Below are 19,464 nucleotides of genomic sequence, written 5' to 3' on the forward strand. Positions count from 1 at the left end.
ACAACTTGAAATCTGGCACGCAAGGCGGCGCGAGAAACGCCCGAAAACGCTGCGTCCACAAATGTCAAGATTGCAGAAAGTACTTATTTTTTCCGGGCGCCCGCAATTCGTACTATCAAACAACTACACAAACTTTTGCCGCTCCCACGCGTGAGTCGGGCGCTGAAAACGGGCGCGAAGGACTCTGAGTCGGTATTTTTGGCAATGAAAATATTTTTTCAGAAAACGCGTTCGCGACTTATCGGTGCTGGCCACAACCGCACTTTTTGTCGGCTGACACCACGCCGATTCGCGATCTGATTCCGCGCGCGCGACCGTTCATCGCGCAGGTTACGACGCGCCAGCGAGGTCCACCAAAACGAAAACGGCGCCGCGCGAGGCGGCGCCGTCGTGATCGAATGGCGATCGTCAGATGCCGAGCTTGCTCTTGAGGAGGTCATTGACGACCTGCGGATTGGCTTTGCCGCCCGAGGACTTCATCACCTGACCGACGAACCAGCCCATCAGCGCCGGCTTGGCCTGCGCCTGCGCGACCTTGTCCGGATTGGCGGCGATGATGTCGTCGACCACCTTCTCGATGGCGCCAGTATCCGTCACCTGCTTCATGCCGCGCTCTTCGACGAGCGCGCGCGGGTCACCGCCTTCCGTCCAGACGATCTCGAACAGGTCCTTGGCGATCTTGCCCGAGATCACGCCTGCGCCGATCAGATCGACGATGGCGGCCATCTGCGCCGCCGACACCGGTGACGACGCGATGTCCTGGCCTTTCTTGTTGAGGCGGCCGAACAGTTCATTGATCACCCAGTTGGCGGCGAGCTTGCCGTCGCGCGCTTTGTCGGCAAGCCCGGCGAGCGTCGTCTCGAAGAACTCAGCGCTCTCGCGCTCGACCACCAGCACAGCGGCGTCATAGGCCGACAGGCCGAACGCGCTGATGAAACGTGCCTTCTTCTCGTCCGGCAGTTCCGGCAGCTCGGCTCTCAGCACGGCGACATAGTCCTCGCTGAATTCCAGCGGCAGCAGGTCGGGATCCGGGAAGTAGCGGTAGTCATGCGCCTCTTCCTTCGACCGCATCGACCGTGTCTCGCCCTTGTTCGGGTCGTACAGCCGGGTCTCCTGTTCGATCGAACCGCCATCCTCCAGGATTCCGATCTGGCGACGCGCTTCATAGTCGATGGCCTGGCCGATAAAGCGGATCGAGTTGACGTTCTTGATCTCGCAGCGGGTTCCCAGGGGATCGCCCGGCTTGCGGACCGAGACGTTGCAGTCGGCGCGCAGGTTGCCCTTCTCCATGTCGCCGTCGCAGGTGCCAAGATAACGCAGGATGGTGCGCAGCTTCGACACATAGGCCTGCGCCTGTTCGCTTGAGCGCATGTCGGGCTTGGAAACGATCTCCATCAGCGCCACACCGGAGCGATTGAGATCGACGAAGGTCTGCGTCGGGCTCTGGTCATGCACCAGCTTGCCGGCGTCCTGTTCGAGATGCAGGCGCTCGATGCCCACGATCGCGGTCTCGCCGTCCGCAAGCTCGATCGTGACCTCGCCCTCGCCGACGATCGGCGACTTGTACTGGCTGATCTGGTAGCCCTGCGGCAGGTCCGGATAGAAGTAGTTCTTGCGGTCGAAGGTCGAGCGCCGGTTGATCTGCGCCTTCAGGCCGAGCCCGGTACGGACCGCTTGCTTCACGCACTCCTCGTTGATGACCGGCAGCATGCCCGGCATCGCCGCATCGACGAGGGACACATGGCTGTTCGGCGAACCGCCGAACTCCGTGGACGAGCCGGAGAACAGCTTGGCGTGCGAATTGACCTGGGCGTGGATCTCCAGACCGATGACCATTTCCCAGTCGCCGGTGGCGCCCTTGATGAGCTTCGAAGGTTTGACAGGTGCGTTCATGGAGCGGTTTCTACCGCGACACGAGGCGCGGGAAAACCCCCAGAGAGGCTTTCCAGCGTCGCTTCCAGGGCATTTGCCCCTATCGATCAGATGCCCGAAGCGAAGGCCCTGAACACGGAGCTGGCACGCAACGTCTCGCGACCGGCGAGGATCAAGTCATCGACCTGCCCCTGCGGTAGCTGGAAACGCGTCGGAACGGCTTCAAGCACGGCGGCGCGGGCGGGGTCGAGCTGATCGAAGCCGAGCCGGCCAACGAAGAACTGCAGATCGTTGCAGCGCCACCCCGCCCGCACGCCATAGCGAGCACGATCCGCTGCCGACAGGCCGCAGCGCCACTTGATCAGCGACGACTGCCAGTCCTTCATGGTCCGGTCGAATGCGGTGTAGCTGGAGCCGATGCTCGCATCCATAGTGGTGTCCACCGCAGCCTTGATCAGATCGACGCCTTCAGGCCCTTCCACCGTATTGATCCAGTTGCCGGAGAGACCGACTTTGGAATCCACCACCATAAATATCCCGCGGCGCAGCCGTACCGCCTGCTGCGGCGTCATCGGGCCATAGGGTGTCTCGGAGGATTCGCGCACGATGGTCAGCGCAGAGACGCCGTAATTGTCGACCAGCCCGCCATCCATCAGCTTGATGTAAGGCACCGCGCCGTCGCGGTAACGCATCACTGCCTTGGAATAGGCACTCAACATCGGCGACGCATTGCGGTTCGCGGCTGCGCGCGCGACCCAGGGCGGTAGCGGCTCGTTGCATGTGCCGGGGAAGGCCTGAACCACGGCCGGCGCAAAGGCGAGCGGCACCGCGGCCGACGCAGCCACGGCGCCCGACAGCGGATACTTGCTGAGATCGCTGCAGATCGCGGCGAAGGCCGTGTTGTCGAACACGAACGGCACGCGGTTATAGATATCCGAGGCGTTGATCCAGACCCGTGGCGAACCGCTATTTCGCAGGCTGCCAAAAGTCGCATTTTGGAACAGGTTGGCGTCGAGCCAACTGGTGAAGCCCTTGGAGTCATTGATGCCGCCGCCCAAGGCACGGCCGATAGTACCTAGCGACAACTGCGTGGTCAGTCCGGCCTCGGCATTCTGCAGCAGGAAACGTTCACGGAAGTCCGACAGCGCGGCGCGCTTCTTGAGGCCGAAATAGGCGGCGGTCACCGATCCGCCGGAGACGCCGGACAGAAAATCGATGCGTTCCAGCATAGTGTCGGATGCACCGCGCATGCGGATGCTGCCCAGTTCTTCCAGGACACCGAACGAAAACGCCGCAGCGCGCGTGCCGCCGCCTGAGAACGAAAATCCGATCAGCAGGTCGTCCTGCTCGGCAGCATCCTTGAAAACCGCGTCGAGATTGGGATCGAGGGAGGCGCCGGCCAGCGGCACGTTGGCGGGAAGGTTGTAGACCGACGTACAGCCCAGCAGCAGCGCACAGGTCGTGACCACGACACCGATCGAACGCAACGCACTCATCACTTCTCTACCGATCCCACAAGACGGCCGCACCAAAAGGCACGGACCGTGTCCGGACGGTCCCCAATCCGGAATCTCAATCAGATATTACCGTAAAGCGTTGCAATTCGATGCAAACTGACGATCCGGCACCAATCGCGCCAGCAACGTGGCTAATGAATGGTGAAACAAGGTGCGCGCCAAAATGGCGCGGCGCCAATCCTCAGTTCAGCTGCGTGCCCGGCGCGGCATCAAATACCAGCGTGAACCAGCTGCCCTGCCCGCGAATGCTCTCGGCGTTGAACTTCACGTTCGGCGCATTCTCTTTGAGCGTCTGCAGGATCAGCGCGCCGAGCTTGCGCGGCGACGGCCATTCCTGACCTTCGCCAAGACCGACGCCGTCATCGGCGACAACCACCGTGATGTGGCCGCCTTCCAGCTTGCAGATCAGTTTGATCTGACCGCCGGCACGGCCGATGAAGGCGTATTTCAGCGCGTTGGTCAGCATCTCGTTGACCAACAGTCCCGCCGGCATCGCGATATTGATCGACATCGGGCAATAGCCGACCTGCACATCAAGCGTGATATCCGCCGTCGCGCTAGCAGCCATCACCGCATTGGCGATGTCCGATAGATACTGTCCGAGATCGATATCGGCTGCGGCGTTCTCGTCGGACAGCGTCCGGTACAGCACTGTCAGCGCATCAATTCGGCTCGCCAGCCTGCCGAGCGCAACCGCCTCGCCTTCCACTGCCGAGCGGGCTTCGAGCCGCACCAGCGCGGTGATGAGCTGCAGATTGTTCTTCACCCGGTGCTGCAGCTCGCGCATCAGCATGTCGCGGTCGCGAATCTGGTTCTCGAATTGCTCGATCTGCGCACGCTCGCGGCCGCCGACATCGACCAGCGCGGCGATCCGGAAATTCTCGACGCCGTCGTCACTCTCGATCACCGAGGCATAGGCCTGCACGATCACCAGCCGATCGACCGGCACCGACGGCCGGAACACGCCGATGAAGTCCTCGCCGTCGCGGATTGCCTCGCCGAGTGTCTGGCTCTGATTATCTTCGTTGAGAAAGCCGTCGAGGCAGGTCCAGCTCTGGCCTTCGACATCGGCCGGCGCCATTGCCATCAATTGCTCGAAGGCCTTGTTGATGTAGACAACCTGCTGATCGCTGCCCAATCCGCGCGAGATGGCGAGCGCAACGGGAACATGATCCAGCAGATGCTTGTAGCGATCATTCTCGATCGCCTGCGCAAGCTTCGGGGAACCCAGAATCTGATCGACCTGTTGGGAAGGCGGAAGCCCGTCGTCGGTGCTCATGCACGGTCCATGCTCATGGACAAAGCATGGCCAAGTGCAGCGCAAAACGCAATGTCAAACGCGCAACACCCTAAAGTGTTCTCGAGCGAAGTGGCCACTGGTTCGCGTGAAGAATACGCGTCACACAAGAACTCCACGCGGATGATGTCAGGCCCACCACTTGGGCGGCGTGAAACGCCCCGATGCCTGCTCGATGGTTTCGCCGAGCGAGAACAGCGTCTCCTCGTCGAACGGGCGACCGATCAGCTGCAATCCGAGCGGCAATCCCTGCGCATCCTTGCCGGCGGGAACCGCGATGCCCGGCAGGCCGGCCATGTTCACCGTCACCGTGAAGATGTCGTTGAGATACATCTCGATCGGATCGGCGCCGCCCTTCTCGCCGATGCCGAATGCCGCGGACGGTGTCGCCGGCGTCAGGATGGCGTGGATACCCCTAGCGAAGCACTCCTCGAAGTCGCGCTTGATCAGCGTGCGGACTTTTTGCGCGCGGAGATAGTAAGCGTCGTAATAGCCTGCCGAGAGGACATAGGTTCCGATCATCACGCGGCGGCGCACTTCCGCACCAAAGCCTTCTGCGCGGGTATTCTCATACATGTCACTGATGCTGCGGCCGGGCACGCGCAGGCCGTAGCGCACGCCGTCATAGCGCGCGAGGTTCGACGAGGCTTCCGCCGGTGCCACGATGTAATAGGCCGGCAGCGCGTATTTGGTATGCGGCAACGACACGTCGACGAGCTCGGCACCGGCGGCCTTGAGCTGCGCAGCGCCTTCCGACCAAAGCTTTTCGATCTCGGCCGGCATGCCGTCGATGCGATATTCCTTGGGAATGCCGATCTTCATGCCCTTCACGGACTTGCCGATCGCCGCCTCGTAGTCCGGCACGTCGCGATCCACGGACGTCGAGTCCTTCGGATCGTAGCCGGCCATCGAGCGCATCAGGATCGCGGTATCGCGCACGGTGCGCGCGATCGGCCCGGCCTGATCGAGCGAGGACGCGAAAGCGACCGTGCCCCAGCGCGAGCAGCGGCCATAGGTCGGCTTCATGCCGACGATGCCGGCGAACGCCGCGGGCTGGCGGATCGAACCGCCGGTGTCGGTCGCGGTCGCGCCGAGACAGAGCCCTGCGGCAACGGCCGACGCCGAACCACCGGATGAGCCGCCGGGCACCAGATTGACGTCCGAACCTTCGCGTCGCCACGGATTGATCACCGGACCGAAGAACGAAGTCTCGTTCGCCGAGCCCATGGCGAATTCATCATTGTTGAGCTTGCCGAGCATCACGGCGCCGTCGCGCCACAGCTGAGCGGTCACGGTCGACTCATAAGGCGGCACGAAATTGCCGAGGATCTTCGAACATGCGGTTGTGCGCACGCCCTTGGTCGCGAACATATCCTTGATGCCCAGCGGGACGCCACCGAGCCAGCCGCCCTCGCCCTTGGCGAGTTTCGCGTCGGCCGCCTGCGCCATGGCGCGCGCCTGATCCGGCGTCTCCAGCACATAGGCGTTGAGTACGCGCGCGGCTTCCATCGCCTTGAGATGCGCATCGGTCAGTTCGACTGACGTGAAGGATTTGGTCGCAAGGCCGTCACGCGCCTCGGCGAGTGTCAGCGACGTCAGATCTGTCATCTATTTATTGACCGGGCTGCAGAAGAAGGGAGAGAGCGTCTTGTCGTTTTCAGGTGCATCGCGACGACGCTTGTCGTCCGCCTCCTGTGCGGCCTGAACCTTGTCGAGGATGGCATCCATGGCCGCGTCTACGTCCTTGACCTTCCCCTGACGCTCCATCTCGTCGAGGTAGTCCATATAGAGCTGATAGGACTTTTCATCGTCGCAAAGCAGGCACATGGCGGTTTCCGTCCGAACGGTTCTTGCGCGATTATTCGACGACTTTCGGCACCAGGAAGAAATGATCCTCCGACTCCGGCGCATTCGCCGTCACCGCATCGACGATCTCGCCGTCATTGACGACATCGGCGCGCTTCTTCATCTCCATCGGCATCACCGAGGTCATCGGCTCAACGCCGTCGACATTCACTTCCTGCAACTGCTCGACAAAGGCCAGCATCGCGTTCAGTTCACCCTGCAGATGGGGAACTTCGGCATCAGTGACCGCGATCCGCGCAAGATGCGCGATACGGCGAACAGTGGCAGCATCGACGGACATTATATAGGGCCTCAGGCGAAATCTGCCCGCCGTATAGCAGACGGAGGTTTCGCGCCGCAACCGGCGGACGCCTCCGCCCTGTTTGGCGCCCTAGCCCCGCAATTCAGCCATCCGCGCCAGTGCGGCCGCCGCCAGCGACCGTGTCAGCTCTGCCGCAGGCCGTTCGCTGCCCATTCCCACCGACTGTCCGGCCCAGAGATTGGTAAAATCGGCCCGTCCGAGCTTCTCGGCAGCGGCTTTCAGAGGCCCCAGCGCGGTCGCCGAATGCGGGAATGCCGGCGCATCGGGCGAGACCGGCCCGACCTCGCGCATCACCCGATTGATGACACCCCGGGCGGGTCGCCCGGTCATGACATTGGTGATGACGGTGGAGGCATCCGACGCCCCGGCCAGGGCCGCACGACCCGGCCCGCTGACCTTCGATTCCGGCGTACGCAGATAGGCGGTGCCGATCTGCACGCCCGCGGCGCCGAGCGCAAAGGCTGCCGCAATTCCGCGCCCATCGGCGATGCCGCCGGCCGCGATCACCGGCACCTTTACCGCATCCGCCACCTGCGGCAGCAGCGCGAACAGGCCGGGCTGGGTAGCGATATCTTCGGTCAGGAACATGCCGCGATGACCGCCGGCCTCCGCCCCCTGCGCAATGACCGCGTCGACGCCACGCTCTTCGAGCCAGACGGCTTCCTTGACGATGGTCGCAGAGGCGATGACCCGACAGCCGGCTGCCTTGATGCGCTTCAAGAGCGTCGGGTCCGGCAGGCCGAAGTGAAAGCTGACCACTTCGGGCTTCAGCTCTTCCACCAGCGCGCACATCGCCTCATCAAACGGCGCACGGTTGGCCGCATTGATGTCTGCATTCGGATCGAGCCCGAGTTCGGTGTAATAGGACGACAGCCGCTTGCGCCAGTTGGCCTCGCGTGCCGGATCAGCGTCCACCGCCGTGTGGCAGAAGTAATTCATGTTGACCGGCGCGGAGACGCGCTGGCGCACGATATTGATCTGCTCACGGGCTTTCTCCGGCGAGATCATTGCGCACGGCAACGAGGCCAGCGCGCCGCCCTCTGCTGCGCCGATCATGATGTCGGCATCCTGCACGCCGGCCATCGGCGCCTGCACGATGGGAAATTCGGTGCCGAAAAGGTCGATCAGTCGGCGGTCGGGCCACATGGGGGATCTCCGGATTCTTGCGACAATCTTGCGGCAATGCCTCTGAATCCAGCGGCAAAGCAGTGACGATCTTGAGACAAACGTGAGGAAATGGCACGCGCATCATTGCCGAGCCACACTCAGGCTAACACGGCCGCACCCGCGCGAGCTATGCGGTTGCGCGGGGGATGAGCATCCACTTGCGCAGCGCAACGCCAGCCCAGATCGCCTCCACCAGTCCGAACGGCCAGGCGCCCTGCAGGAAGCCATAGAGCGATCCGAGCCCGCAGGCGCCGGCAAAGGCCAGCGTGAACCACGGACTGCGTGCTTCCAGCGCGTAGCAGACCAGCATGGCGCTGACCGCGAATAATCCAAACAGGCTGAGGGCGTCCATAGATCGGGCTCGTGACTTGCAGGCGAGGAAGCGAAGGCGATATCACATTGCCGCAGATCGCTCCCGATGTGAAACGCGACCGATGACCGCTGCCATTTCCGAGCTGACGACACCGCGCTTGATCCTGCGTCCGTTGAGCCTGGATGATGCCGATGCTGTGCAAAGGCTTTTCCCGCAGATGGAGGTGGTGCGTTTCCTGGCCAGACGCGTGCCATGGCCCTACCCGGCTGATGGCGCCTTCACTTTCCTGCGCGATGTCGTGCTGCCGGGCATGGAGCGTGGCACCGAATGGCACTGGTCGATCCGCCTGAAGACCGCACCGGATCAGCTGATCGGTATGATCAATGTTCGTGACGGTGACGACGACAACCGCGGCTTCTGGCTAGATCCCGCCTGGCACGGACAAGGCCTGATGACCGAGGCCAGCGACGCCGTGACAGATTTCTGGTTCGATACGCTGCAGCGGCCCGTGTTGCGCGTCATCAAAGCCATCGCCAACACGGCTTCTCGCCGGATTTCGGAAACGTCCGGCATGCGCGTGATAGCCACCGAGGAGCGCGATTACGTCTCCGGCCGTTGGCCCTCGGAAATCTGGGAAATGACCGCCGGGGAATGGCGCAGCCGCCGTCCGCGCCGATAATTGCGGCGCAGCGTTTGATCTGATGGCTCCGCGTGTTATGCGGGACCATGCCTGCAGTCATCCTTCCCCTCGTCGAAGCCGCCGCACATCTGCCCGCCCGCGGCGCGCTGATCGGTCTCGATCTCGGCACCAAGACCATTGGTGTCGCGGTGTCCGATCCCGATCGCCGTCTCGCCACCGGCATTGAGACCGTCGAGCGCACCGCTTTCAAGGCGGATGCTGCGCGCCTGATCAAGCTGGCCGGCGAGCGCAACATCTGTGGCTTCGTGCTCGGCCTGCCCATCAATATGGACGGCAGCGAGGGACCGCGCGCACAATCGACACGCGCCTTCGCGCGCAACTTCTCGAAACTGACCGAACTGCCGATCGCCTTCTGGGACGAACGGTTGTCCACATCGGCGGTCGAGCGCGAACTGATCGCCAATGATGTCAGCCGCGCCAAACGCGCCAAGGTCATAGACGAACATGCCGCGATCTTCATTCTTCAGGGCGCGCTAGATCGCCTCGCCGCCTTGCTGCGCACGCCGGATATTCGCTGACCCCATGCTGACGGTATTTGCCGCTCTCGTCCCGGTCTTCCTGCTCATCGTGCTCGGCTACGCGCTGCGGCGCCTGCTGCTGAAGCAGAACATCGAATGGGTCGGGCTGGAACAGCTCGTCTATTACGTCCTGTTCCCGGCCCTGCTGGTCGATACGCTGGCGCGGGCTAATCTGGCGTCGGTGCCGATCGCAGGTGTCGGCGGTGCCTTGTTGCTCTCCGTCATCCTGATGTCCGCGCTATGTCTGGCGCTGCGTCCGTTGCTGGCGCGGGCCATCGGCCTCGATGGGCCGGCCTTCACCTCGCTGTTTCAGGGCGCCACGCGTTGGCAGACCTTCGTGGCACTATCGGTCGCCGGCAATCTGTGGGGCGATCTTGGTATCACGCTGGCCTCCGTCGCCATGGTGGCGATGATCCCGCTCCTGAATATTCTAGCGGTCTGGGTGCTGGCGCATTACGCCTCGCCGCAACGGCTGTCCTGGCCGGCGCTGCTGCTGACCATCGCCAAGAACCCGCTGATCTGGGCCTGCGTGATCGGCCTCGCGATCAACCTGGCCGGATTGCCCGTGCCGCGCCCCGCACACGAATTCCTCGATGCGCTCGGGCGCTGTTCGCTGGCGATGGGCCTGCTGATCGTCGGCGCCGGTCTGCAACTCGAAGGCCTGCACAAGCCCGGCATGGCTGCAGCACTGACAGTCGTCTTGAAACTCGCCGTGATGCCGCTGATCGCCATGGGCCTTGGCATCGCGTTCGGCCTGTCCGGTACCAACCTCGCGGTGGTCGTCTGCTGCGCGTCGGTGCCATCGGCGTCGAACGGCTATATTCTGGCGCGACAGATGGGCGGCGACGCGCCCCTCCTGGCGCAGATCCTGACCGTTCAAACCACGCTGGCGGTCCTGACCATGCCCATCTTCATTGCACTGGCAGAATAGATTTTTCTTCTTTGAGCATGATCTTGCCCGAAAACCGGTTCCCACTTTTCGGGATCATGCTCTAGGGCGATATCACACCGTTCGCGATCAGCAGCGTCTGAACAGTCGCCGCCAGGTTGTTGAGGCCATGCAGAAAGATCGTCAGCCATGTCGAGTGGCTGCGATAGCGCATATAGCCGAACAGCAGGCCGATGGTGAAAATCTCGACGAAGAAGAACCAATCGTATTGCAGATGCATCGCCGTCCAGACCAGCGATGACGCCACGATGGCGCCAAACGGCCGCAAAAACGATTCCGACCAGCCGCGATAGAGGAAGCCACGCGCGAAAAACTCTTCGGTCATCGGCGCGCCGACGCAGAATGCGATCACGAGCAGCCACAGCGCGCCGTCGGCACGGGCCGACTTCAGCACTTCCAGCATGAAGGTCGGCGCGGAGTCGCGACCCATGCCTTTTGCGACCAGCTCCCAGGCGCCGACGAGCACGATCAGCGCCACCGTACCGATGACGTAATTTTTCCAGGACGTGCCGCGCAGCCCCAAATAGTCGGCAAAGGATTGCCGCGCCATGTGCGTCGCCAGCCACAGCGCCAGGCACACGGCCGGAAGCCCCATGATGACCGATGCCGCGATGGTCGTGCCGCTGCTCATGGCCTTGATCAGCAGCATCGCGTCGAGCGGCGCATCCTTGATCAGCAGGTGATAGGCGACGACGGTCAACTGACCGACAAACATCGCTGCAAAAGCGAACAGCCCCCAGAGGCTGGTGCCCCAGAATTTCCAGACCCGCGGCGGCTTCGTCGCGGGCGGCAGGTCTGACGATGCGGCGGGCGTGATCGGCGTCTCCAGCGCACTCACTGCGGCAACGCCCGCTCGAGCAGTCCCCGGCCCTGAGCTTCGGTCAACTCAGCAGTGCCGTAGATCGCGTTGCGCGCACCATCGAGGCGTGTCCGCGCAAACAATTCAGCATGGGGCGGATGCACCATGTTCAGCGCGGCGCAGGCCGCCAGCAACGCCAGCGATTCCACCGCCTGCCGTGCGACACGCTCGCTGTCGGGCCGCAGCAAGGTGCGGATGATGAAGGCAGCAGCTTCGGCCGCGCCGGGCAGTCCGCGCGTCTCCAGCATCAGCTCCTGCAGCACCGCGGTCGATGCGTCGCCTTCACGCGACAGCGCCCGCAACACATCGAGACACATCACATTGCCCGAGCCTTCCCAGATCGCATTGACCGGCGCCTCGCGATAATGCCGCGCCAGAATGCCTTCCTCGACGTAACCGTTGCCGCCCATGCATTCCATGGCCTCGTAAAGGAAGCCTGGCGCCGATTTGCAGACCCAGTATTTCACCACCGGCGTGAGGAAACGCATATACGCCGCCTCGGAAGGATCTTCCGGCGCCAGATCGAAGGCGCGGCACAGCCGCATCACCAGCGCCGTGGATGCCTCGACATGCAGGGCCATGTCGGCAAGCACGCTTTGCATCATCGGCTGGTCGGCAAGATGTTTCTGGAAGACGCTGCGGTGCCTGGCGTGATGCAACGCATGAACGAGGCCCGAGCGCATCAATCCGGCCGATGCTGTGGCGCTGTCCTGCCGCGTCAGCTGTACCATCTGGATGATGGTGCGGATGCCCTTGCCTTCGTCGCCGACGCGCAGCGCATAGGCGTCGTTGAATTCGACTTCCGACGAGCCATTGGAGCGATTGCCGAGCTTGTCCTTCAGGCGCTGGAAATTCAGCGCATTGAGCGAACCATCCGGCCGGAACCGCGGCATGAAGAAACAGCTGAGCCCATCCTCGGCCTGCGCCAGCACCAGGAACGCGTCGCACATCGGCGCCGACATGAACCATTTGTGGCCGCTGATGCGATACGCATCGCCGTCGCGCACCGCGCGCGTCATGTTGCTGCGCACATCCGTGCCGCCTTGCCGCTCGGTCATCCCCATGCCCAGCGTCATGCCGCGCTTGGCGGACCAAGGCGCAAAGCTCGGATCGTAATCGCGGCTGGCAATGACCGGCATCACCTGCGCCAGCACATCCGGCTGCATCGCCAGCGCGCCGACGGCAGCGCGCGTCATGGTGATCGGACAGAGATGTCCGGTCTCGACCTGCGCCGCCATGTAGAATTTTGCGGCGCGCGCCACTTCGGACGCGCCGCGTGCGGACTTGCCGTCACGCGTCCATGTCGAATTGTGAATTCCCGCTGCAATGCTCTGTGTCATCAGCTCGTGATAGGCCGGATGAAACTCAACCTCATCACGCCGGTTGCCGCGCGCATCGAAAGTCCGCAGCTTCGGCGTATTCTCGTTGGCCAGCCGCGCGCGCTGCGCCATCTCGGCCGATCCCCACAGCTGACCGAATTCGGCGTGGTCGACATAGGCGAACGAGCCCTCATTCATCGCAACCGCCTCCACGAGCGGCCGGTCCAGCTCGAACAGATTGACGCCCTCGAACGGTGGCGACTGGTTAAGCACCGCATGGATGGCAGAGGTGACGTCGGTCATGAATCAGTTCCGGCTGGAGGCGGTATTGCGAATCATTTTACGCCGGATCGACCGGGATTTCACGGGGCTATCTTGCCTGCCGTGCAATCGGGAAATCGTAGGCGCGTGCGCCTGCGCCGGGCAGCGAGAAGTGCCACCATTCCTTGGAATAATTCACGAAGCCCTGCTTGCCCATCGCCGACGTCAGGAGTTCCCGCCAGCGCCGCTGTGCGGGTGAAATCGCGCGCGATCCGGTATGCGCCTGCGCATCGGAGCAATCGTAACCCGTGCCCATGTCGACGCTGGCCTCCGGCGCACGCTGCGCTTCCGGCGCGATGCAGCTTGCATAGGCCTTGTTCGGATCAAATGTCGGCGACGCCGGCGCGCGCAGATCGACCAGCGTCAGATCGAGCGCCGCGCCGGTGGAGTGGCCGGAGCGCTCGGCGATATAGCCGAGCCTGAACAGATCGGCTTTGCTGAAGCCAGGGTTGTAACGCTTCTGCGCCGGTGTCTCGTTGCCATCGCGCGCCCACGCCACCATGTCGCGCGACGCCCGCGCGGGGCGATAGCAGTCCAGCATTTTCAGCGACAGGTTTTGCGCCATCAACTCGCGTTGCACCTTCTGCAGAGCAAGGCCGACCGGGCGTTTCACCACGCATTCCGCGCTATCATAGCCGCTGAGCTTGCGGCCGACGAAATTGTTGACGCCGGCATAGCGGATGTCCTGCTGGATCGAGGGATCGATATCGCGCAGGAACACGAAATCATCGGGCAGGTTTTGCGCATGCGCGACGACTGCACTGAAGGCCAGAAAAAGCCACGCCGAAACCGTCGCGACCACCTGGTTCAGAGCATGTCTCATGACCGGTTCCGGAGCTCCAACCAAGGCGATTCTGCAGGGATTTGGTCTCATCATCTTTACCCTGCCGCCGGACTGACCGGGGGATAACCCGAAACCGGCCGAATCGCGCTTGCTCCGCTTTTCAACTCTGCCTATAGCTTTCGTTTTAATGACCCAAGCCACGAAATCCTCTTTCGTCCTCGGACACCGGCATTTGCTGGGCATCGAGGGCCTTTCCGCCGCGGATATCACCGGCCTCCTCGACCTGTCCGAGGAATATGTCGAGCTGAACCGCCAGGTCGACAAAAAGCGCTCCAGCCTGCGCGGTCGTACCCAGATCAATCTGTTTTTCGAGAATTCGACACGTACCCAGTCGTCGTTCGAGCTGGCCGGCAAGCGGCTCGGCGCCGACGTCATGAACATGTCGGTGTCATCGTCCTCGATCAAAAAGGGCGAGACGCTGATCGACACCGCGATGACGCTGAATGCGATGCATCCGGACATTCTGGTGATGCGCCATCATGCCTCCGGCGCGGTCGAACTCCTGGCGCGCAAGGTCGACGGCTCCGTCATCAATGCCGGCGACGGCGCCCATGAACATCCGACGCAAGCCCTGCTCGACGCATTGACCATCCGTCGCAACAAGGGCCGGCTCGAAGGTCTCGTGATCGCGATCTGCGGCGACGTGCTGCATTCGCGGGTCGCGCGTTCCAACATTCTCCTGCTCAACACCATGGGCGCCCGCGTCCGCGTCGTTGCGCCCTCCACGCTGCTGCCGCCGGGCATCGAGCGCATGGGCGTCGAGGTCGCGCGCGATATGCGCGAGGGCCTCAACGGCGCCGACATCGTGATGATGCTGCGGCTGCAGCGCGAACGCATGAACGGCTCCTTCGTGCCGTCCTCCGCCGAATATTTCCAGTATTTCGGCCTCGACCAGAAGAAGCTCGCTTACGCCAAGCCCGATGCGCTGGTGATGCATCCCGGCCCGATGAACCGCGGCGTCGAGATCGACTCCCTCGTCGCGGACGGCGCGCAGTCGCTGATCCGCGAACAGGTCGAGATGGGCGTGGCGGTCCGCATGGCCGTGCTCGAAGCGCTCGCGCGCAACCTGCCGAACGCGTGACGCCATGCTGACAGACCGCCGCCCTATCCTCCTCGCCAATGCGCACCTGATCGATCCGTCATGTGACCTCGACGGTCCCGGGGATGTGCTGATCGCCGATGGCATGATCCGCGACGCCCGCCGCGGCATTGGCGCGGCCGGCGTGCCCGAAGGCACCGACATCATCAATTGCGCCGGCAAGGTCGTGGCGCCCGGCCTCGTCGACATGCGCGCTTTCGTCGGCGAACCCGGCGCCAGCCACCGTGAGACTTTCGCCTCTGCCAGCCGTGCAGCCGCAGCCGGCGGCATCACCACCATCATCTGCCAGCCGGACACCTCGCCAACCATCGACAATTCCGCCACCGTCGATTTCGTGCTGCGGCGCGCCCGCGACACCGCCATCGTCAACATCCATCCGATGGCCGCCCTGACCAAGGGCCTCGAAGGCCATGAGATGACGGAGATCGGGCTGCTGAAAGCGGCCGGCGCGGTGGCCTTCACGGATGCCGACAAGAGCATCACCAACGCACAGATCATGCGCCGCGCGCTGACCTATGCACGCGATTTCGACGCGCTGATCGTGCATTACACCGAGGATCCCGACCTCGTCGGCGAAGGCGTGATGAATGAAGGCGAGCGCGCCTCGCGGCTCGGCCTGATGGGAATTCCCAATGCGGCCGAAGCCATCATGCTGGAGCGCGACATGCGCCTCGTCGCCCTCACCGGCGGGCGCTACCATGCGGCATCGCTGACCTGCATCGAATCCATCGAGATCCTGAAGCGCGCCCGCGACGCCGGCTTGCGTGTCAGCGCCTCCGCGTCGATCAATCACCTGACGCTGAACGAAAACGATATCGGGCCCTATCGCTCCTATCTCAAATTGTCGCCGCCGCTCCGCACCGAAGAGAACCGCCGCGCGCTGGTCGAGGCCGTCGCGTCAGGATTGATCGACGTCATCATGTCCGACCACAATCCGCAGGACGTCGAGACCAAGCGGCTGCCATTTGCAGAAGCCGCGCCGGGTGCCATCGGCCTCGAAACAATGCTGTCGGCGGGATTGCGGCTGATCCACAATGGCGAGCTCACCTTCACCCAGTTGATCCGTGCGATGTCGACACGCCCGGCCGAACTGCTCGGCCTGCCCGGCGGCACGCTGCGCCCCGGCGCTGTCGCCGACATCATTGTCATTGACGCCGATGTGCCGTGGGTGCTGGATCCCGCGGACCTGAAGTCGCAATGCAAGAATACGCCATTCGACGAAGCCCGCTTCACGGGGCGCGTCGCACGCACTATTGTCGGCGGACGCACCGTTTACGAGCACGTCTGACGCGATAAGCGCGTCTCAGGGCACCGAAAGCGCGAAGCGCGTCTGGGAGCACGAAAGTGCGAAGCGCGTCTTAGAATAGAGGTCCAATGATCGTTCTCTACATATTCGCTGCCGCGCTCGGTTATTTCCTGGGCTCCGTCCCGTTCGGACTGGTGCTGACCAAGCTCGCCGGCACGCAGGATATCCGCACCATCGGCTCGGGCAATATCGGCGCCACCAATGTGCTCCGCACCGGCCGCAAGGGCCTCGCGGCGGCGACGCTGCTGCTCGACGCCCTCAAGGGGACCGTGGCCGTGATCATCGCCGGCAGCGTCGGCGGTCCCGTCCCGGCCATGATCGCCGGTCTCTTCGCTTTCCTGGGACACCTGTTCCCGGTCTGGCTCGGCTTCAAGGGCGGCAAGGGTGTTGCTGTCTATATCGGCATCATGTTCGGCCTGTACTGGCCTGCCGCCATCGTGTTCTGTCTCGCCTGGCTCGCCTGCGCCTTCTCCTCGCGCTACTCGTCATTCTCCGCGCTGACCGCCAGCGCCATCACGCCGATCTTCCTGTGGTGGGCAAAAGCCCCGCAACTCGCCGTGCTGGCCACCGCACTGACGCTCCTGCTGTGGTTCATGCATCGCGAGAACATCAAGCGACTGCTGAACGGCACCGAAGGCAAGATCGGCGCGAAAAATTGAGTCAGGCCGCTTGGGCTTCGTGATCGCGAACAATTGACGTCCTTCACCGCTGTGCCGCCTGCACGGCCTGATCCCGATCCGGCATCACGGCTTTTGAGCCGATAACTGCATGCGAATGCCGCTTCGTCAGCTCCGAGCGAAGAAGTATTTGCTGTTGACTTAGAGCGCACTCCAACCTGTAGCAAGGTCAGCGTCGTGACTAGAAGACAGAACATGAAAATCGGAGAACTCGCAAAGCGCGCCGGCTTGTCAGCACACACGATCCGCTACTACGAGCGGATCGGGCTGCTTCCTGGCGCACCGCGCAATGCCTCCCGTCAACGCGAATATGACGCTTCCATCTTGGTGTGGATTGCCTTTCTCGGACGCCTCAGGACGACCGGGATGCCGATCCGCGACATGCTGCGATACGCTCAGCTGCGCGAGCGAGGTTCGCAAACCACGGAAGACCGCCGGCTCATCCTCGAGCAGCATCGGACCAATGTCCGTGCTCGTCTGGCCGAACTTCATGACTGCCTTGCCGTCCTCGACACCAAAATCGCCGGCTATTCCGGCCTGAACACGGTGGAGAAGGACAATGACGCTGCCACAGATCACCAGACACGGCACATCCGCGAAACGCTCGAGCGCCCCCTTAAAGGTTGAGATCGTCCCGCAGGAGAACGCGGACGCCCCCGCCAGCGGAGACAGTCCGCCGGACAAAATTGCCTCCCGCCGCAACTTTCTCACAGCGCTCGGCGCAGCGGGGGCTTCGTTGGCCATTCCCGCGCAAGAAGCCGATGCAGGAACAACAGCAATGGGCAATGAGCGATTCGCACGCGGCTTCGACATACTGCGCAAGGTCGGCGGCGAGAATTTCGACGGCCCCGTCAACAGCCTGGCGGAAGTATCTGCGGATCTCGCACGCTTCACTGTGGAGTATCCGTATGGCGACGTGCTGTCTCGGCCCGGGCTCGCGCTTCCGCTGCGACAACTTTGTACGGCGGCAATGCTGCTCGCCGATGGCAGTGCCCAGCCGCAACTGAAGTATCATATGGCGGGCTATCTCAATGTCGGCGGCGAGCCGCGCGTCCTCGTCGAACTGATGTTCGTCTCCGTCGCCTTGCTCGGTTTTCCTCCGACCATCAATGCGGTCGGGCTGTTGCGCAGCATTTTCGCCGAACGAAAGCTCGCTTTCGTGCCGGTCGAGCCCGCCACGGACGATGGAACCGGACGCACGCAGAACGGCAGCGAAGCTGCAAGCCGCCTCACCGGCGGCGACATGCAGGCATATTTCGGCGAGTTTGAAAAAGCCTCGCCCGATCTGGCGCGGCTCTCGGTCGAATTCGCTTTCGGCGAAGCACTTTCTCGACAGGGACTGGATTCCAAGGCCAAGGCGCTTGTGATCATTGCTATGTTGGCGGCAGGCGGCAATCGTGCCGCTGCCCTCCGCCGGCACATCCAAGGCGCGCTAGCCCAGGGCATAACGCGAGACGAAGTGATCGAACTTTTGATGCAAGTTAGCGTCTATCGTGGCTTTCCGTGCGCCTTGAATGCCTTTGCGGTTGCCAAGGAAGCCTTTGGCGACACCGCCGTAAGCCAGCCTATATCGTTCCGCCCGGCCAATGCCGAAACCCGGCAGATGCGATTGGAGCGCGGACGCGCGGCGCTCGGAAAGACCTCGGGCGCATCCGGAGACGCCGTAGTCCGAAGCTTTGACGATATCGCCCCTGACCTCGGGCGAATGATTGTCGAACACTCCTATGGCGAGATCTTTTCGCGCACGGGGATTGACGCCAAGACGCGAGAACTAACCGCCTGCGCAGCCCTCGCTGCCGTTGGATCGAAGACCGCCGAGACACCGCTTCGCGTGCACATCAATGCCGCCCTGAATGTGGGAGCCAGCCGAGACGAAATTCTGGAGACATTGCTCAACCTAGCCCCCTATAGCGGCTATCCCGCCGTCCAGCAGGCGGTCCGGATCGCGGCTGAGGAATTCGGCAAACGAGGCTAACCGCGACCAACCCGGCGTCAGTGTCAGTTTAAAACACCCGCGCGCCCTGCTTCGCGTCGAGATCGAACTCCCAGATCTCGATGCCGCGGCTGATCAGGTGACCGTTGTTCTTGATATAATGCGAGATCAGACTCACCTTCGAATGCGGGTGAAGATGTTTGAGCACGAACAGAATCTTCCGATAGTCGCGAGGCGCCGCGCCGAACAGCAGCATGGCTTCGTTCATGCCGCGGATCTTGGCGCTCGGCCGATTGCCGGACACTGTCCGGGTGTAGGACTTGCATTCGACCAGGATGCGCGGGCTGGCGCTGCCGAGATCGAAGCGCTTGTTCTTCTGCAGCCGGTGGCCGACGGGTACGACGAAATTGCGCGCAAGCTGCACGCCCTCGGAATGAAAGAAGATCTGCGCCGCTTCCTCGAACTCACGCCCAACGGCGGCGTTGCTCGATGCGCCGATCCGCTGGAAGTTGTTCACGTCCCAAAGCATTGCCATCACTGAACACAAGCCATCAGGGCTCACCCCTACTCTCGCACCTTAAGTGCGAATGTCAATTGAATGCATCC

At 62.9% G+C, this 19,464-nt stretch carries 20 protein-coding genes and 1 pseudogene; 9 read left to right on the forward strand and 12 right to left on the reverse strand.

Going from position 1 to position 19,464, the window contains the following annotated elements; all coding sequences use genetic code 11:
* Positions 1-408: 408 nt before the first annotated feature.
* The 8 genes from gatB to RSO67_RS05070 all read right to left on the reverse strand — a co-directional run bounded on the left by gatB (position 409) and on the right by RSO67_RS05070 (position 8,372).
* Positions 409-1,893 (reverse strand): Asp-tRNA(Asn)/Glu-tRNA(Gln) amidotransferase subunit GatB, encoded by a 1,485-nt coding sequence (gene gatB / locus RSO67_RS05035; protein ID WP_315842621.1) that lies wholly within the window; start codon positions 1,891-1,893, stop codon positions 409-411.
* A gap of 86 nt (positions 1,894-1,979) precedes the next feature.
* On the reverse strand, positions 1,980-3,368 hold the full coding sequence (locus RSO67_RS05040) for a patatin-like phospholipase family protein (RefSeq protein WP_315842622.1): 1,389 nt from the start codon (positions 3,366-3,368) through the stop codon (positions 1,980-1,982).
* 202 nt (positions 3,369-3,570) lie between these two features.
* Positions 3,571-4,668, reverse strand: a complete 1,098-nt coding sequence (locus RSO67_RS05045; RefSeq protein WP_315842623.1) for a sensor histidine kinase — start codon at positions 4,666-4,668, stop codon at positions 3,571-3,573.
* Between the two features lie 147 nt (positions 4,669-4,815).
* Positions 4,816-6,294, reverse strand: a complete 1,479-nt coding sequence (gene gatA, locus RSO67_RS05050) for an Asp-tRNA(Asn)/Glu-tRNA(Gln) amidotransferase subunit GatA (protein ID WP_315842624.1) — start codon at positions 6,292-6,294, stop codon at positions 4,816-4,818.
* On the reverse strand, positions 6,295-6,513 hold the full coding sequence (locus RSO67_RS05055) for a hypothetical protein (RefSeq protein WP_315842625.1): 219 nt from the start codon (positions 6,511-6,513) through the stop codon (positions 6,295-6,297).
* Between the two features lie 31 nt (positions 6,514-6,544).
* The gene (gatC, locus tag RSO67_RS05060; protein ID WP_093761362.1) at positions 6,545-6,832 is read right to left on the reverse strand and encodes an Asp-tRNA(Asn)/Glu-tRNA(Gln) amidotransferase subunit GatC; all 288 of its coding nucleotides are present in this window, start codon (positions 6,830-6,832) and stop codon (positions 6,545-6,547) included.
* Positions 6,833-6,922: 90 nt separating this feature from the next.
* The gene (locus tag RSO67_RS05065; RefSeq protein ID WP_315842626.1) at positions 6,923-7,999 is read right to left on the reverse strand and encodes a nitronate monooxygenase family protein; all 1,077 of its coding nucleotides are present in this window, start codon (positions 7,997-7,999) and stop codon (positions 6,923-6,925) included.
* A 148-nt stretch (positions 8,000-8,147) separates the two neighbouring features.
* Complete coding sequence (locus RSO67_RS05070) at positions 8,148-8,372, reverse strand: hypothetical protein (protein ID WP_068732430.1); 225 nt, start codon at positions 8,370-8,372, stop codon at positions 8,148-8,150.
* 82 nt (positions 8,373-8,454) lie between these two features.
* Between RSO67_RS05070 and RSO67_RS05075 the strand changes: the two genes are divergently transcribed.
* The 3 genes from RSO67_RS05075 to RSO67_RS05085 are packed head-to-tail and all read left to right on the forward strand — an operon-like array spanning position 8,455 to position 10,482.
* The gene (locus tag RSO67_RS05075) at positions 8,455-9,012 is read left to right on the forward strand and encodes a GNAT family N-acetyltransferase (RefSeq protein WP_315842627.1); all 558 of its coding nucleotides are present in this window, start codon (positions 8,455-8,457) and stop codon (positions 9,010-9,012) included.
* 47 nt (positions 9,013-9,059) lie between these two features.
* Positions 9,060-9,551 (forward strand): Holliday junction resolvase RuvX, encoded by a 492-nt coding sequence (ruvX, locus tag RSO67_RS05080; protein ID WP_068732426.1) that lies wholly within the window; start codon positions 9,060-9,062, stop codon positions 9,549-9,551.
* 4 nt (positions 9,552-9,555) lie between these two features.
* Positions 9,556-10,482, forward strand: coding sequence for an AEC family transporter (locus tag RSO67_RS05085; protein ID WP_315842628.1), 927 nt, complete (start codon positions 9,556-9,558; stop codon positions 10,480-10,482).
* A 61-nt stretch (positions 10,483-10,543) separates the two neighbouring features.
* On the opposite strand, the gene RSO67_RS05090 is transcribed toward RSO67_RS05085, so the two are convergent.
* From RSO67_RS05090 to RSO67_RS05100, 3 genes are all read right to left on the reverse strand, one after another.
* The gene (locus RSO67_RS05090) at positions 10,544-11,338 is read right to left on the reverse strand and encodes a CPBP family intramembrane glutamic endopeptidase (RefSeq protein ID WP_315842629.1); all 795 of its coding nucleotides are present in this window, start codon (positions 11,336-11,338) and stop codon (positions 10,544-10,546) included.
* Positions 11,335-12,981, reverse strand: coding sequence for an acyl-CoA dehydrogenase family protein (locus RSO67_RS05095; protein ID WP_315842630.1), 1,647 nt, complete (start codon positions 12,979-12,981; stop codon positions 11,335-11,337). Before RSO67_RS05095 ends, RSO67_RS05090 begins: the two co-directional genes overlap by 4 nt.
* 67 nt (positions 12,982-13,048) lie before the next feature.
* The gene (locus RSO67_RS05100) at positions 13,049-13,822 is read right to left on the reverse strand and encodes a M15 family metallopeptidase (protein ID WP_315842631.1); all 774 of its coding nucleotides are present in this window, start codon (positions 13,820-13,822) and stop codon (positions 13,049-13,051) included.
* Positions 13,823-13,970: 148 nt separating this feature from the next.
* Here RSO67_RS05100 and RSO67_RS05105 point away from each other — a divergent pair, with 148 nt between their 5' ends.
* From RSO67_RS05105 to RSO67_RS05125, 6 genes and pseudogenes are all read left to right on the forward strand, one after another.
* Complete coding sequence (locus RSO67_RS05105) at positions 13,971-14,924, forward strand: aspartate carbamoyltransferase catalytic subunit (protein WP_089263769.1); 954 nt, start codon at positions 13,971-13,973, stop codon at positions 14,922-14,924.
* Positions 14,925-14,928: 4 nt separating this feature from the next.
* On the forward strand, positions 14,929-16,230 hold the full coding sequence (locus tag RSO67_RS05110) for a dihydroorotase (RefSeq protein ID WP_315842632.1): 1,302 nt from the start codon (positions 14,929-14,931) through the stop codon (positions 16,228-16,230).
* Between the two features lie 86 nt (positions 16,231-16,316).
* Positions 16,317-16,907, forward strand: coding sequence for a glycerol-3-phosphate 1-O-acyltransferase PlsY (plsY, locus tag RSO67_RS05115; RefSeq protein ID WP_315842633.1), 591 nt, complete (start codon positions 16,317-16,319; stop codon positions 16,905-16,907).
* Positions 16,908-17,120: 213 nt separating this feature from the next.
* Positions 17,121-17,552 carry a MerR family transcriptional regulator gene (locus tag RSO67_RS05120; RefSeq protein ID WP_315842634.1) on the forward strand — a complete coding sequence of 144 codons (432 nt, stop codon included), beginning with the start codon at positions 17,121-17,123 and terminating at the stop codon, positions 17,550-17,552.
* A pseudogene (locus RSO67_RS30425) lies at positions 17,485-17,646 on the forward strand (hypothetical protein); the annotation flags it as partial. The gene RSO67_RS05120 and the pseudogene RSO67_RS30425, both read left to right, overlap by 68 nt.
* 57 nt (positions 17,647-17,703) lie before the next feature.
* Positions 17,704-18,900: a carboxymuconolactone decarboxylase family protein gene (locus tag RSO67_RS05125; protein WP_315842635.1), complete on the forward strand. Its 1,197-nt coding sequence runs from the start codon at positions 17,704-17,706 to the stop codon at positions 18,898-18,900.
* 28 nt (positions 18,901-18,928) lie between these two features.
* On the opposite strand, the gene RSO67_RS05130 is transcribed toward RSO67_RS05125, so the two are convergent.
* Complete coding sequence (locus tag RSO67_RS05130; protein WP_315842636.1) at positions 18,929-19,393, reverse strand: hypothetical protein; 465 nt, start codon at positions 19,391-19,393, stop codon at positions 18,929-18,931.
* Positions 19,394-19,464 lie beyond the last annotated feature (71 nt).

The sequence above is a fragment of the Tardiphaga sp. 709 genome (genome assembly GCF_032401055.1).
GTDB lineage: Bacteria > Pseudomonadota > Alphaproteobacteria > Rhizobiales > Xanthobacteraceae > Tardiphaga.